The organism is Bacillus sp. FSL K6-2865, from assembly GCF_040311405.1.
Lineage (GTDB): Bacteria > Bacillota > Bacilli > Bacillales > Bacillaceae > Bacillus > Bacillus velezensis.
Genome location: NZ_CP152036.1, coordinates 1,455,125 through 1,470,880, shown reverse-complemented (window position 1 = coordinate 1,470,880; position 15,756 = coordinate 1,455,125). Strand labels below are relative to the sequence as shown.

Genomic DNA, 15,756 nt, shown 5'->3' with positions numbered 1-15,756 from the left:
GTCTCATTCCTTTTCTTTTCTTTATAATTCTTTGAAATCAAGTAAAGGAATCAGTAATTCTGACTCTTCCTTTTCTGGAGTTTCTCCATTGTCAATCCAGCATTGCTCCTTATTGAATATAACCGGAGAAAGCGGGTGTCTTTTTGTCTCTCCATATCCTAATGTGAGATGGCTGTCGCTCAATATCATATGTGCGTTCGTGCCCCCGAATCCAAAAGAACTGATTCCGGCTCTCAAAACCCCTTTTCTGGGACGCCATTCTTTTAAAGACGTGTTCGGAAAGAATGGCGATTGATCAAATTTAAAACGCGGATTTGGCGTTTTACAATGTAATGTCGGCGGGAGCATCTGATTTTTTATGGATAAGGCAACCTTTATAATACTCGCTATCCCCGCTGCGCTCATTAAATGTCCGAAATTCGTTTTTACGCTGCCTACTCCGCAAAATTGCGTTTCTTCCGTAACCTCCCGGAACACTTCTGTCAGCGCTTTTAATTCAATCGGATCTCCTATCATCGTACCGGTGCCATGCGTCTCGACATAACTGAGAGTATCTGCATCAATTCCGCCTTTTTTCAGGGCTTTTTTTATCACTGCGCTTTGCGCTTTCGGATTAGGTGTTGTCATTCCCATTGTCTGTCCGTCATTATTAACCGCGGATGAGTCAATTACCGCGTAAATTCTGTCACCTTCGGCAAGGGCGTCATCAAGTCTTTTCAAAAGGACTGTGCCGCATCCCTCTCCCGGTACAAATCCATCTGCCTTCTCATCAAATGTATGACATTTTCCTTCAGGTGAAAGCGCCCGAGCCTCACTCAGCATGACGTAAGGCTTTTGATCCAGCAAAATGTCAACTCCGCCCGCAATCGCCATATCTGACTCTTTTGACATCAGGCTTTGACAAGCGAGATGGACGCTGACCAATGAAGAAGAACAAGCCGTGTCTACAACCAGATTCGGTCCTTTCAGATTAAAAAAGTGTGAGATATGCGCGCCTATGAAATTTTGTCCTATACCCACGATCGTATTTTTTGAAGGGGAACCTATTTTGGACATAAACGTCCCGGTCCGCGAACCGATGAAGACGCCGACTTCTTTGTTTGATACTTCTTCTTTTGTATAGCCGCCGTCTCTCAATGTCTGGACGCTGACCTCAAGGCATTTTTTGATTAACGGATCAAGCTCTGATGCCTCACTTTTGTTCATATTAAAAAACGCGGGATCGAAAGACTCAATATCTTGAAGAAATCCGCCCCACTTACTGATACTTTTTCCCTTTTCATAGGTGTCAGAGTAGTATGAAGAAATATCCCATCGCGACGCCGGGACTTCGCGGACACTATTTTGTCCTTTCTTCAAATTTCTCCAGAACGTTTCTGTGTCCGGAGCATCCGGAAACTCACAGCCCATTCCGATAATAGCGATTTGGTTCAGACTGGTTTGTTGTATTTGAGATCCGCTGTCCCGTACTTCGGAAGCATTTTGATTTATATGTTGCTCTTTTTTCCGAACCTCAATGTTTTCTGAATCAATTTGAGGACTGATCCCCTCACTTGCAAATAATTCGTTTAAATAGACGCCTAGTTGTGAAAAACTCGGATACTCCAGAAAAGCTGATGGTTCAATTTTTATTTGAAATGCATCTTCCGCTTTTTTGACAAGCTGAACCAGTAAGATTGAATCAACTCCGTAATCCGCAAAAGACGTATCCTGATCTAAATTCCCGTAAGGTATTTTCAGCTCCGCGGAAAAAATCTCCATTAACTTCCTGATTATAGCTTCATTGTCTCCCTGACCAGAAATCACTTTTTCCTCAGCATCCGGGTTATTTTTAGCATCTTGAATTCTTGTCTGGAGCAGCTGCTGCAGCATGAATTTCTCCGGATGTGTCTTTGCCGGTATAAGGCATGGGTATCCGTTTATCGTCATCATTTCATCCAGCATGGCAATACCTGTTTCTGTTGAGTGTGAAAGTAAACCAAGTGCCTGATATGATGGACTTGTCACCTCGCCCATCCCAATGTCCTTCCAGCTCGGCCAGTTAATTGATTGATAATATGTTCTGCCGGCTGCATGCTGATACGCCGCAAAGTAATCCATAAAAGCGTTCGCCGCGGCATAGTCACTTGTTCCGGCGCCTAATAAAGGAAAGGCGCTCGCAACAGATGAAAACAAAATGAAGAAATCAAGTTCGTCATCAATAAAAATGTCATGGAGTACCTGCATCCCCTGCACCTTTGGCTCAAATACTTCTCTTATTTCTTGATCAGATTTATGAATAAAAGCCGGATTCGAATGATTGGCTGCACCAGCGCAATGAATCACCCCGCCGATTTTGCCGAACTTCATCCTCACCTCTGAAAAGAAGCGATGTAATGTTTCTTTTTCCGTGAGCGGCCCGGAATACACTTCCACCTGAACTCCCTTTTGATCCAACTCATGCAGCAGTTGTAATTTCGAATAAAGAGGTGACTTTTCATCGGTGTCTTTTAACAAGCCGGCTATTTTATCAGATTCCGGAAGGTCGGTTACTCCCATCAACACAAGTTTTTTGACTCCCTTGCCGGCATAATGTCTGGCAAGTTCTGCTCCGATCCCTCTTGTTCCCCCTGTAATAACCAGGGTTTGATCCGTACGGCATACTGGCAGACCGGATAGTTTCCGGTTTATTTCCGCTGCATGTAATTTCTCGACGTATGGAATATAACGTTCACCGTTCCGGTAGCAGATTTCACTATACAGCCCGTCAGCGTAAGCTTCATCTGTGATTACCTGTCTCAATTCCGCCGCAGTCCCGACATGACCGTCTACATCTATTGTTTTTGATTTTATCTTTTGATACTCCGCACTCAGCATTTTATATAGTCCGGCTGTTTCGGCTCCGGCTAACGACGGCTTGTCATTCAGAAATGTCTGCAGCCCTCTGGTCACATGTAAAACGAAAAGCTGTTTACGTGTCTTTATGATTTCCTGCAGCAGTGTCAGCTTCCCGATTGTGCCGGTGCGTGCCCCGTTTTGATCACTCCGCAAATCTGACAGGTCAATCATGCCGATGATTTCCGGATTTTCTTCTATGACTGCTAGGGCCGTTTTTTTGGCTTCTCCATCCGAATGATCCCAGTTATCTGCGCAAATGACAGCGGATTCAATCAGAGGATCTGAATCAAACAATTCGAATGCAAGCCGCTCACTTTCACTATTAGCCAGGATCATCACCTGTCCTTTCGTAAAAGCGGAAGGCGCAGCCTTTTGTTTTTTCCACGCTTTTTTTAATACATCAAATGATAAGTCAGTCGGTGCGTGTGGCAGACTTTGCGGTACACCTGTTTTTTTCTGTTTCTGTGCTGCTTTTGCGGCAGGCACCCAATATCTGTTCCGTTCAAAAGGATATGCGGGAAGAGAGATAAGCTTCGGTAATTCCGCAGTGTACATCTCTTCCCATTGAACGTCTCCTCCGTTCACCCAGTGAATGGCCATTTCTCTTGCACTTTTAAAGCGGGCGGCTGACAGGGCATCCTTTTGACCAGCGTCTCGGCGGGCCTTTCCCCTATATAAACCGTTTAACTTATGATCTGACCGCAAATACATCGTCAGCTTATTGCGAAGGTCGTCAATGCTGCTAGCCTCAACAGCGAGCCGCTCTTCCATAGCGTTTCTCCCGGTCTGCGAGGTGTACGCGGCATCGGCTAGTGACGTTTTTGGCTCCAGTCCTTTTATATATGCATCAATCAAGAGTCTGAGCCGTTCTTCATTTTTGGCAGAAAGCAGAATAATTTGCGTCTTGTTGCTCTGTACCGTTTCCATCTTTTCTTCATTCTTATACTCTTCGATGATAATGTGGGCATTAGATCCTCCAGCGCCGAACGAACTGATGCCTGACGTTCTGGCTTGATTTTGCGGCGTCTCCCAATCGGTCAATTCAGACTGCACGTAAAACGGTGTTTCCTCAAAATCAATATTAGGATTTAAGTTATCGGAATGAAGGGAAGGAGCAAGCTGTTTATACTTCATTTGCATCAGCACTTTTGTAATAGAAGCAATTCCCGCCGCAGCTTCTAGGTGTCCGATATTTGACTTAACCGAACCAATTGCACAACGATAATCGCTTTTCGAGCTGTGCAAAGCTTTGGTTAAACCTGAAATTTCAATCGGGTCTCCCAAAGATGTCCCGGTGCCATGCGCTTCAATATAACTTATGCTGTCTGCATCAATCCCCGCCTTATCAAGAGTTTCACTGATGACGTTTGCCTGCTCGCCCGGATTTGGCACAGTGTATCCGTTTGTTTTTCCTCCGTGATTTACAGATGTTCCCTTAATCACACCGTAAATCCTGTCCCCGTCAGCCTTCGCGGCAGAAAGCGATTTCAAAAGAACGGCCCCGACTCCTTCTCCCGGCACATATCCGTCTCCTCCCGCTCCAAAGCTTCTGCAGCGCCCATCGCTTGAAACAAAATGATTTTGGGAAAGTAAAGTATATTTATCCGGGTGTAAAGATAAATTCACGCCTCCGGCTATGGCGAGGGTGGATTCTCCCCTTTTTATACTTTCACATGCAAAATGAACAGCAGAAAGTGAAGAAGAACACATTGTATCAATTGCAAGGCTGGGCCCGTGCAGGTCAAAGAAATATGATACCCGGTTTGCGATAGACGAATAAGAAGACAGGAGCGCCTGACGTTCCTCATCATCTGAAGCACCGGCTGCAAATAACTGATAGTGGCTGTAGGTGACACCGACAAATACACCTGTCTTATGCCGTTTCAACTTTTTCTTTGTGTAACCCGCATCTTCAAACGTGTGCCATGCTGTCTCTAAAAATAACCGTTCCTGAGGATCAATTAACTCGGCATCACGGGGCGAAATTGAGAAGAACAGCGGATCGAATTTATCAGCGTCTTTTATAAAACCTCCCCATTTGCTGTCATGACGGGCATTGTCACCTGTGTGATAATATTTCCGAAAATCCCAGCGCTCTTTCGGTATTTCCGTTATACAATCTTTTCCGGAAGAAATATTTTCCCAAAACTCTTCCACATCCTTCGCCATCGGGTAGCGGCCGGCTATACCGATAATCGCAATATCTTCCTCGGAAGGTGCGGATGGTGTGCGGGAAACGGAAAGCTTCTCCCGTTTCGCCGGCGCCGAATGATCAATTCGCTGTTCGGCTGCCGGTAAAAATGCCTTCTGCAACTCATGCTGATAGTGTTCAAGAAAATACTCTGACAGCTCTTCAACACTGCTGTATTCAAAGAAAAGAGTCTTAGACACTCTTCCAAAATATTTTTCCAGACGGGAGTTAAGACCTAAAATCGTTAGAGAATCAATTCCGTAACGGTCAAACGTATCCTCGGGTAAAATACTGTCCGCCGGTCTTCCCGTTTCCGCTCCGACGATCTCTGTCAAAAGACGGACCGTTTGCTTTTTCAGATCTTTTTCATGTAATTGCGGCAGATTACTGTTGTTTTCAGGCACAGTCTCTATCTTTTTATGGTCAGTTGAGAGTAATTCACTTATTCTATCTTTGTCTCCGCTGATAACAGCCAGCTGAGAAGCAGAGCGGCTCATACTGTCCTGAAAAGCGGCAAGCCCTGCTTGGGCGGATAAAAGTTCCAGCCCTGCATGTCTTAAAGCCTGCAGCTCTCCCGGCCCGACTGTCATATTGCCCGCATCCCATAACGGCCAATTAATAGAAAGTGTTTTCCCGGGACGTCCCTTAATGCTTCGATACTGGGTGAATCCGTCCATACATCCGTTAGCGAAGGCGTAGTCGCTTTGACCCGCATTAGGCAGAACGGCCGAAAGGGATGAAAACATAACGAAGAAATCTAGAGGCTCTTCTTCAGCTGCTTTATCCAGCCAAACGGTTCCGAATACTTTAGGCGCTATAACTTCTTCTATGCTTTCTTTCGTTTTTTTTATGATAAATGCATCCTTAACAAGTCCGGCACTGTGCAAAATTCCGTTTAATTCTCCGAATGTCTGCTTAATGTGCTTAATCAAAGCGTCCGTCTCTTTTTCCTTTGAAATATCTGCCGGGACATATAAGGCTTCAGCGCCGAGATTTTCAAGAGCGCTTAATTTTTGCGCCGTTTCACGGGAGGCCGGGGAACGCCCGGTTAATATCAGCTTGACTTCTGCCTGTTTCGCCAGATATTCAGCAAACAGATACCCGAGACCGCCGGCTCCTCCCGTAATTAAATACACACCGTTCTTTTTTACACTGAAACTATGTTTCTCCCCATCTTCTTTTTTTACTTTTTGAAGCTGCCTTTTATAATAATGCCTCGGCTCATAGCAGGTAAAGTGGTCCGTCTTACATTGATTGTTCCATTCAAAAGAGATGACATCTGCAATATGCTGCTTTGTAAACGGCTCGTCAAACATTGATTTCAGCTCTGCAGCCTTACATGTGAAATTCGGATTTTCGGCCTGTACGGTCTTAAGAAAACTTTCAACCGCGTTATAAATCGGCTGAACCTCACCCTCGGCATTTTCATACAGATACAAAATTTCTGCTTTCGGACAAAGTTTGTTCGCCATGAAGGCCTGAAACATTTGAAACAAGGAATACAGACTTTTATTGAGCTGCTTTCTCATTGCATCTTCCGTATTTTTGAAGAGCCCGGCAGCTAAAAAATGAATAATATGGCGGGGTCTTATATTTTGAGAACGCAGAACCCCGCATAACGCATCATAATCCTCATCTTTTGCAAAGTTCATTGTAAAACGACCGTTCCGGCAATCTTCGAAACGCTCGCCGGAAGTCACGTAAATGAAAGGCGCCTCATAACCTTCAAGCTGTCTCTTCATTACGGTATACATGCTGTCGTCTTCGCAAAAAAATAAAATTGGCTCTTTCGTATGCGGGAATTTTTTACTGCCTTTAAATTCATATCTATCCCATACCATTTCATATAGATGGGTTTTCCCCAAGCTCTTAATTAATTCCAGCCCTTCTTCAGGCGTCAGGCTGCATTCTTTCACCTTTTTCACGATTTGCTCAATTTGCATCGTTTTTTCATTCATGGAAAAGCAACTCCTCTATCAGCTCTGACGTCTCTTTCGTATTCATCTCACCTGTTTGTGCTTTTTCAAGAAGCGACATGATTTCTCCATCTGCTGTATCTTTATTTGAGTTGTGAAGCTCAGTGTTCGAGAAAGCCTCAGCCTTCTGCGCTTCATCTTTATTTAAATGAATCCAATGTCTGTTCTTGCTGAAAGGATAAAGAGGAAGAGACAGTTTAACCGGTTTGAGTTCCTCCTCATACAAGTCTTCCCAGCTGATTTCACAACCGATCGTCCACAACTGAGCCAGTTTGGCCGGCTTGTTTTGCTGAATTAGTGATTGAACATATGCATGACCTTCGGGGCCGCCGAATAAAGGAGCGTACAGACTATCAAAATCCGTTACATTTCCTTCATAAACACCTTGCAGCCTGCTCCCCTGGATGTAACCGTTTAATTTTTCAAGAAGATCTCCTGTATTCGAGCAAGTGATCGCAAGGCGGCATTCAAATGGTTCCCTTCCGGTTTGCAGCGTATATGCTATTTCTTCAAGACCGAATCCGGACTTTTCTCTAAAATTGCCGTTATGCGGTTTATCAGCTGATCGATTCCGGATGCTGCTGATATAGCGGCACAGCTCGCTCAGTGTCTTTAATTCCTGAAATATGTCTAGTGATATTTCTGTGCCGTACATTTGGTTTATATAAGAGATTAATTCGGAATAAGCCAACGGATCAAATCCGTATTCCGAAAGAGGTGTCTTTGCATCTATATCTGCGGTATCTAAACGCAGGATACCCGCTGCCGCTTCCCGAACCGCCTCTTGCAAATCACGTTCCTGCACCTCTTGCTGACTGAATTGAACTGATAGTTCTTCATGTAAAAACGTTGTTAACTCTTTGGCTTTAACCATCAGCCTTTCCTTTGTTTTGGCCGATAGAACAATGATTTGTTCCCGCTCGGCAGTTACTGCTTTATCTTGTCCGTATTCAAATTCTTCCACGATGACATGAGCATTTGCCCCGCCGAATCCAAAGGAACTGACTCCGGCACGGCGCGGAATTTCATTTCCTTTTCGATCTTTTAATCTGGCCCACTTCATAGTTTTATTGACAATATGAAACGGTGTTCCGCTTAATTGAATGTAAGGGTTCAGTTCCTTGACATGAAGTGTGGCAGGCAGTGTTTTATACTTCATGGATAGTAATACTTTAATCAGCCCCGGCATTCCAGAGGCGGGCTCTAAATGACCGATATTCGTTTTTACTGAACCGATGCCGCAATATTGATCATGATTCTTTCCTGGATGCGGCTCAAAAGATCCAAACGCTTTTTTCAAGCCTTCAATCTCAATCGGATCTCCCAGTTCTGTCCCGGTTCCGTGTGCTTCAATGTAAGATATCGTATCAACAGGAATATCGGCATTTTTGTAAACAGCCGTTAACAGTTCTGCCTGAGCTTCCGGGTTCGGAGCGGTCAATGAAGCAGATCTTCCTCCGTGATTTTCTCCGGTTCCTCTCAGGACCCCGTAAATATTGTCTCTGTCATTCATTGCCGCTTGCAATGGTTTCAATAACAGAACAGCTGCACCTTCACCGCGGACATAACCGTCGGCAAGTTTATCAAACGTCTTACACCGGCCGTCCCTAGACAAAATACCGAGTTTATCGGTATACATATGCGTGACTGGATCTAAAAGCAGCGAAACCCCGCCTGCTACCGCCAGCTCACTTTCGCCATTTTGAATCGAGCGCACAGCTCTGTGGATTGCTACAAGACTGCTTGAGCAGGCTGTATCAATGGACTCACTCGGACCTCTGAAATTAAAATAGTGGGATACACGATTGCTGATGAGCGCCTGGCTGTTTCCAGTTCCCGCAAACGCATGCGCCCCGTCCGAATGCCTCATCAGCAGCTGGCGGTAATCATTAAATTGAATGCCCGTAAACACCCCGATATTTTTGCCAGACAGCTTTGAAGCTTTGTAACCCGCATCTTCTATCGCTTTCCAGGTTTCCTGCAAATAAATTCTGTGCTGAGGATCCATGAGTTCTGCTTCCCGCGGATTAATATTGAAAAACGCCTCATCGAATTTATCGGCATCTGTGATAAAGCCGCCCCATTTTGAATGTACTTCGCTGCTTCCTTTGCCTTCGGCGTATTTTTTCCAATCCCAGCGATCCGGGGGAATTTCCTGAATCAAATCTTTTTCATTGATTAAATTGATCCAAAACTCATCTGCATTTTTTGATCCCGGAAAAACACAACTCATCCCGATAATGGCAACTGGCTGCTTCTCTGGATGATGGTCAGCCTGTCTTGTTGTCTTTTTTTCAAACGGAAAACTTCGCGGCGGCTTCACGGTTTTCCCGGTGGTTTTCCCAGCGTGCACTACTTTCCTTTTTTCAGAAATGTTTTTTTCTGCATCTGTATTCCCTTTTGCAACAGTACGCAGTTCACTGTTCAGAAATTCTGAAAGAGACTTAATATGGCTGTAAGTAAAGAAAACGGCAGGTGTCAGCTTAAGCTTGTATTTTTTATTCAGTCGGACAGCTAATGTTTTCAAACTGATAGAATCAAAGCCGAGATTGCCGAAATTCTCTGCCGTATCCAGCTGTTCAATGTTAATTTTCAATAATTCCGATACCATTTGCTTCAGTTCTCCCAGGACATTGTCTGTATAAGCCGGTGCTGTATAAGAAATTTCCTCTTGACGAACCTGAAGCGTATTTACTTTTTGATGCGGCAGATCTTTTCTTGCTGGTGTTGTTCCGGCATCCCCGGTAACAACCGAAATTTGCGGACAGTCACTTGCCAAAATCGTCTCAAAAGCCGCTATCCCTTCTTCCGTTTCCAAATAATCAAACCCGGATGCGGAAAGATATGCTTCTTCCGCTTCTTTGTTTAAATGCATTCCGCCTTTACGCCACAACGGCCAGTTAATCGAAATGCTCTTGCCTTGTCTCTCTTGCCGGCGGCTCTGTTCGGATCTCCAATTTATATATTGATCTTGAAAATAATTGCCCAACGCATAGTTAACCTGTCCAAAATCTCCGAAGACCGAAGAAATAGAAGAAAATACGATAAAGAAATCAAGCGGCTCATCTTTCGTTAATTCATCTAAACATACCGTGCCTTCAATTTTAGCAGTCATGCCATCTGAAAAATCAGTCAGATTCATCTCTGTAAATAACCGATCATCGGCATGACCAGCTGAATGGATAACGCCTTGAATAGAGCCCCAAGTCCGTTTCGTTTCTTCTATGACCCGTCCCATCGTCTTTTGATCTGCGGCATCAGCTTGATAATATACCGCATCTCCTCCAAGCGCCTGCAGCCGGTCAATGTTATGGCGTTTATCAGCTGTTAACGGTGACCTTCCCGTCAATACTAATTTTGCTTGATATTGAGAGGCCAAATATTTTGCGAAAATCAGGCCCAGACCGCCCAAACCGCCCGTTATGAGGTAAATCCCTTCCTGTTTCAGCTGATGAGAGTGCTCTGTATGATTGAATACATAGTCCTTTAATGTCTTAACATACCTCTTGTCATTAATATATTTAACTTCTTCAGCCTGCCGTTCCACGCCTGAAACCATTTCGTTAAGACAAAATTCAGCCATTTTTTCAATTGATATACGTTCTGAAAAACCGATTGACTTCACATTCTCTGCGGATGGCACCAACATATTTGCCGTTTTTAAACAGCCTGCAAGAGCGCCCGTATACGGATCATTCACGCCTTCTTTAAAAGAGTGAACAAGAAGCAGAGAATGAAGATAAAGAGAGGCGTCACTGCGGGCGCTCAGGGCTTTTAATAAATAAAAAATTGATTCCAGGCCGCTGAGAAGGTGGTCACCCGCGTAAAATGTTTCTCCCGTGTGCAAGATGACATCAGGAGAAAACCCCTTTTTCTCTAATTCTTCGAATAAACGAATGTAATCTGACGTCACTTCCGGGTTTACATAGAATGTCAGCAGATTTTGATCGGTCTGCCGCTGATCCGGCGTGACGAGAATGACACGGCTGTCTGATTGATTTTTCAGAGCTCCAGCCAGTGCTTCATCTTTTGCAAAGACCAGAATTGTTTTTGGCTCCCTATCTTTGATCTCAATCAGAGGGTTTTTTTGATCCCACTTATGCTCATAAAAACGTACATTCTGATAAGGCTTTTCGCCAAAAACCAGCCCGCTCAATTCCATCAAAATCCCGCCGGCATTGTCTAATACATACACATCATAAGCCGAATCGCTTTCTCCAGTTTGTTCTGCATATACATAAACGGGTTCAGTCTCATGATCAAAAATCGTACATTCTTTAATGTTTTCCGGGAGCTCTCCGGCATTTTCCACCGTAAGGTATATGACGGCTTGATATACGCTCTCAATAACTTCCGGTTTGATTATGCACCCTTTCGGCCCGGCCTTTGCTTTTATCTTTAAAAGCACCTGTCCGTTCCTGCTGACGCAGTACTCTGCCGCTTTCAGACTGTCACTGCAGCTGTATCCGAATTCGGCAAGCCGCTGATAAAACGCTTCGTACGGTATGCGGTCTGCGCGCTGAGACAGAAACGGCTCAAGATGAATATTTCCGTTCTCGTACGCCCCGCCTTCTAATTCGAGCCGCCCTGAGGAATAAATGGATGAGTCGCTCTGTTTTTCTATAGAATACGATGCACCCTGATTATCCGGGGTTAATACAATCCGGATCTGCTCATTGCTTCCGCTTTGTAACATCGGTTCTCTAAAGGAGAGCTCTGTTAATTTAATAATCGGATTCCCTGAAGCCATCGCTCCGGCAGCTCTCGCCATTTCAATCTGGCTGAGAAACGGAAACATTTCCTTGTCTTGATACTTTGTTTTTATATACAAACCGGTATCGCTTACATTGATAAGAAACTTCTGTGCTTTAAAATCAGATATATTGCATGAAATGTAAGGATGCAGATCGTTATTAACGTTCATCCGGCGGCTTCCCATATTTTGCGCATCTATTCTGCACAGCTCTTTGGCAAATGGATATCCGGGTGCTGATACCCGTCTCAGAGTGGCATCTTTATAAAGTGACGGCCAATCTACCCCGTTACCGCCAACCCAGTATTCAGCAATCTTCAAAAGATCTCTGTTTGCGGCTGCTTCTTCAATTTCAGCTTTATTCATCCTTTGAGCTTCTGTTGTGTCTTTGCCGCTTGTAAAAATATGATCCGTCGCGTTTCCGAGAATATAGTCTGTCAGTCTTTTAAGCAATTCATCTCTTGTGGAGGCGATAACAGCCAATCTGTGCGGCATTTCTTCTCTGCCGGTTTGTAAAGTAAATGCTGTATTTCTAAGTGTTTCTAATGGATAATCTCTGGCTGCTATATGTTCTTTTGCGCGTTTTGCATATTCTTCCAGCCTGTCGGCATTTTTTGCAGAAAAAACAAATAAAAGCTGTTCAGGTTCTTCAGCCGCGAGAGGAGAGATAGCTTCATCCGCAAATTCTTCTAAAATAACATGGGCATTAGCTCCTCCTGCCCCGAAAGAACTGATTCCGGCACGCCTGGGAACGGATGACTCCCATTTTTCGGCACTGTCCGGTACATAAAAAGGTGTTTTTTGAAACGGTATATTTTCATTCAATTCAGCAGAATGAGTCAGTGACGGAACAATCGTTTTATGTTTCATTTGAAGAATAACTTTCGTAATGCCCGCTATGCCTGCAGCAGCCTCAAGATGTCCGATATTTGATTTAATCGACCCGATCGCGCATGTTTTCTTATCGCGTTCGGCACCTGAAAATGCTCTGGTCAGACCGGTGATTTCAATCGGATCTCCTAACGCGGTGCCTGTTCCGTGAGCTTCTATATAGCTGATGCTTTTTGGATCAATAAATCCTTTTTTTAAGGCTCTCGTAATGACCTCACTTTGAGCTTTGGGATTCGGCACGGTATATCCATTCGTCTTAGCACCGTGGTTGATGGCTGTTGCCTTAATAACTGAATAAATCTGATCACCGTCCGCAATAGCCTTTTTTACAGGTTTCAGCAGCACGGCACCTGTCCCTTCTCCCGGCACATAGCCGTCTCCTCCTGAACCGAAGCTTCTGCACCGGCCATCACTGGATAAAAATCCGCCTTGAGTCAGGAGTTCATATTTATGAGGATGAATGGATAAATTGACGCCTCCTGCAATTGCAATTTCACATTCATTCCTGATTAAACTTTCACAAGCAAAATGAACAGCCGTTAATGATGAGGAACACATCGTGTCCAAAGCAATACTTGGCCCGCTGAAATTAAAGAAGTAGGATACCCGGTTGGCGATTGATGCATATGAGGAGGAAACGGCCGCTTCGTGACCAACGCTGTACAGCTGATATTGGCCGTACATAACCCCTGCAAAAACACCGACGTTTTTTCGTTCAAGCGTTTTCTTTGCGTACCCGGCATCTTCTATGGTGTGCCAAACCGTCTCTAAAAACAGTCTCTCCTGCGGATCAATTAATTCAGCTTCGGCAGGAGAAATATTAAAGAACAACGGATCAAAATGATACACATCGTCAATAAATCCCCCCCATTTGCTTTGGTTTTTTACTTCGTCGCCCGCCGCGGGCTGATAGTGCAGCCCCGAATCCCACCGATCCTCAGGTATCTCAGTTATACAGTCTTTACCGTTCAATAAGTTTTCCCACAGAGTATCAAGATCATTTGCCATCGGGTAACGTCCGCTGATACCGATAATCGCGATATCATTGTCATGATACTTCTCCTGCTGCACCTGATTTTTCATCTGGATTTTCTGTTTCCCGTTAACTTCGGCTGTCTGTTCATGATCTTTTTTCTTCTGAGATGGGGTGCTGCTCCTGTTTTCTCCTAACCGGAGTTTATGAAGAAGAGTATCCCTGTGCTCCTCAACGAAATACTGTGACAATTCTGCCGCAGTCTGATATTCGAATAACAGCGTTTTTGAGAGCGCGCCGAAATGTTTTTCAAGCTCATTCGTCATATTGATAATCATAACGGAATCAAGTCCGTATTTTTCCAATGCCTCTTCTGCATCTATTTTGTCCGCAGGCATCCTGAATTCTGCAGCAATCACTTTTATGATGAAATCAGATGTTTCAGCTTTCAGTTTCTCTGAATCAAATGATTCGATATTTCTCCCTGTTCCTTCATCTGCCTGAATATTGTCTTTTCGTTCATATAATTGCTGAACATGATTGTCAATTTGCTCATCTCCGTAAAATACAGTAAATTGCGAAAAACCGGAGGACAATGCAACTGCAAACGCTTCTTTACCTTCCTCTTTTTCTAAAGGATAAAAACCCGCCTTTTTCATTGTCTCTACCGTGCGCTCATCCACTTGCATGCCGACTTCTTTCCACAGCGGCCAGTTCAGAGAGAGAGAAATCGTATCAGAATCCTGGGCAGAACGCATATTCATGAAATGATCCATATAACTGTTTCCGAACGCGTAATCAGATTGCCCGACATTTCCCAACACTGCGGAAGTAGAGGAGAAGCAAATGAAAAAGTCAGGATTTTCTTTCTCAACAGCATCATTCAGCCACATCGTACCCAATACTTTCGGTCTGATTACCTGATCGAATTCCTCTCGTGACTTGTTAAGAAGGAAAGAGTCACGGATGATTCCCGCGCCCTGAATGACCCCGTTTACTTTTCCATAAGAAGTTTTGGCTTTTTTGACTACATATTCGGCTTCTTCCTTATTGGTAATATCAGCCTGAACATAAACAGCTGAAGAACCGGCATCCTCTAATCGTCTCAGCTGTTTTCTTATATGATCTGAAAGCGGAGATCTCCCCGTTAAAACAAGGCAGCATTTTGTTTGAAAAGCCAAATATTCTGCAAAGGTAAATCCTAATCCGCCCGCGCCTCCTGCGATAATATATACTCCATTTTCTCTCAGCGGCACATCTCCGCTTCGGGAATTTTTTTCGGGTTCATACGTTTTGAGCTGTTTGACATAACGCTGCATGTCTTTATAACGAATCTCTACATCTGAAGGCTGGAAATCACTCAGCTCATTGCGTATGATATCAGCTGCGTGAACAGCTGCTATTGACTGCTCCATCTCAATGCTTTTTGCTGAGATTAACGGATTTTCCAGCTGCAATGTCCGCAAAAATCCGCTTGCCGCCGCGTAAAGAGGCTGTTCTCCAGAAAGATGTGAAAAATATCCATATAACAGTTTGATCGGTTTGCGGCAGTTATTTTTGAAGAGCGCCTGTTGTAATAAAAACAAAGAATAGACTCCGCTGTCGCATTGTTCACGAATCGCTCTCTCTGTCTTTTCAAACGGCATGTCTGACCACAAATGCACCGCTTCCCGTATATCTGACTTCTCTTCTTCTATAAGCCATCCTAACAGGTTTATGTAATCTCTTTCAGAGCGGGGGTCGATTTCAAATACACCGTCCCCGGTTTTTCGAAACTCTTTCCCCGGCTTAACCAAGATAACCCTTGTATCATGCAATGCAGCAAGTTCTTTACTCACATCTTCATTTTTATCAAATAATAAAAGGCTGCCCTCACGTCGGCCGCCTTTTACATGAATGCTGAGATCTGTCCGCTGCCAGACCGTCTGATAATATATCGCCTGTCCGTTACCCCCTGCGGAATGAGAACCAAGCTGCTGTATCCGCTTTACTCCTTCTTCCAAAGAAATGATGCCGCTTTCTATGTCAGAAAGTACTTTTTTTCTAATATGACGGGCTTCTTTCATAAAAATCTTCATCCCCTTTACAAATGGCA

Annotated in this window: 2 protein-coding genes; both read right to left on the bottom strand. The window is 44.3% G+C overall.

Annotated elements, in window-relative coordinates; genetic code table 11:
• Window positions 1-21: 21 nt before the first annotated feature.
• Complete coding sequence (locus tag NYE42_RS07390; RefSeq protein WP_352426865.1) at window positions 22-7,026, bottom strand: SDR family NAD(P)-dependent oxidoreductase; 7,005 nt, start codon at window positions 7,024-7,026, stop codon at window positions 22-24.
• Entirely contained in the window at window positions 7,019-15,727 is an 8,709-nt protein-coding gene (locus NYE42_RS07385) for a type I polyketide synthase (RefSeq protein WP_352426864.1), read from the bottom strand. Before NYE42_RS07385 ends, NYE42_RS07390 begins: the two co-directional genes overlap by 8 nt.
• Window positions 15,728-15,756: the final 29 nt, after the last annotated feature.